Annotated in this window: 1 rRNA gene; it reads left to right on the plus strand. The window is 46.7% G+C overall.

The window, feature by feature from the left end:
* Positions 1-407 precede the first annotated feature (407 nt).
* Positions 408-1,400, plus strand: a 16S ribosomal RNA gene (locus QM959_RS09515); the annotation flags it as partial.

The following is a 1,400-nucleotide window of genomic DNA, read 5'->3' on the forward strand; positions in this document are numbered from 1 at the left end:
AAAAGTTCAATCAAATAAATGACAACAGATTTGCGATAACCCTCTTGACAGCTATCCAAAAGGGTGCTAAGATATAAAAGTTGTCTTAAGTGATTTGTCTCTAACTCGTAAAGGTTCCAAAACTTTAAAAAAGTTATTGACAAGTTTAAGCAGAGATGATATTATAAATAAGCTGTTTCGAAAGGGACGGCAAACGCCAAGAAGTGAAAAAAACTTTAAAAAAGGTGTTGACAAGATATTCTATCTTTGCTAGAATATAGAAGTTGTCTCAAGAGAGACAAAGACCTTTGAGAACTGAATAAGAAACCAAGTGCAGGGTTATGATAGAAGAATTATAACCTGTCAATTTACAAGAATAAATCGTCAGACGACGGTAATGAGTTAACGCTCGAACAATTATTAAAGATTTTAATGAGAGTTTGATCCTGGCTCAGGACGAACGCTGGCGGCGTGCCTAATACATGCAAGTAGAACGCTGAAGAGAGGAGCTTGCTCTTCTTGGATGAGTTGCGAACGGGTGAGTAACGCGTAGGTAACCTGCCTGGTAGCGGGGGATAACTATTGGAAACGATAGCTAATACCGCATAACAATGGGTGACACATGTCATTTATTTGAAAGGGGCAATTGCTCCACTACAAGATGGACCTGCGTTGTATTAGCTAGTAGGTGAGGTAACGGCTCACCTAGGCGACGATACATAGCCGACCTGAGAGGGTGATCGGCCACACTGGGACTGAGACACGGCCCAGACTCCTACGGGAGGCAGCAGTAGGGAATCTTCGGCAATGGGGGCAACCCTGACCGAGCAACGCCGCGTGAGTGAAGAAGGTTTTCGGATCGTAAAGCTCTGTTGTAAGTCAAGAACGAGTGTGAGAGTGGAAAGTTCACACTGTGACGGTAGCTTACCAGAAAGGGACGGCTAACTACGTGCCAGCAGCCGCGGTAATACGTAGGTCCCGAGCGTTGTCCGGATTTATTGGGCGTAAAGCGAGCGCAGGCGGTTTGATAAGTCTGAAGTTAAAGGCTGTGGCTCAACCATAGTTCGCTTTGGAAACTGTCAAACTTGAGTGCAGAAGGGGAGAGTGGAATTCCATGTGTAGCGGTGAAATGCGTAGATATATGGAGGAACACCGGTGGCGAAAGCGGCTCTCTGGTCTGTAACTGACGCTGAGGCTCGAAAGCGTGGGGAGCAAACAGGATTAGATACCCTGGTAGTCCACGCCGTAAACGATGAGTGCTAGGTGTTGGATCCTTTCCGGGATTCAGTGCCGCAGCTAACGCATTAAGCACTCCGCCTGGGGAGTACGACCGCAAGGTTGAAACTCAAAGGAATTGACGGGGGCCCGCACAAGCGGTGGAGCATGTGGTTTAATTCGAAGCAACGCGAAGAACCTTACCA

Origin of the sequence: Streptococcus mitis, assembly GCF_047459985.1 — a bacterium.
Lineage (GTDB): Bacteria > Bacillota > Bacilli > Lactobacillales > Streptococcaceae > Streptococcus > Streptococcus mitis_DZ.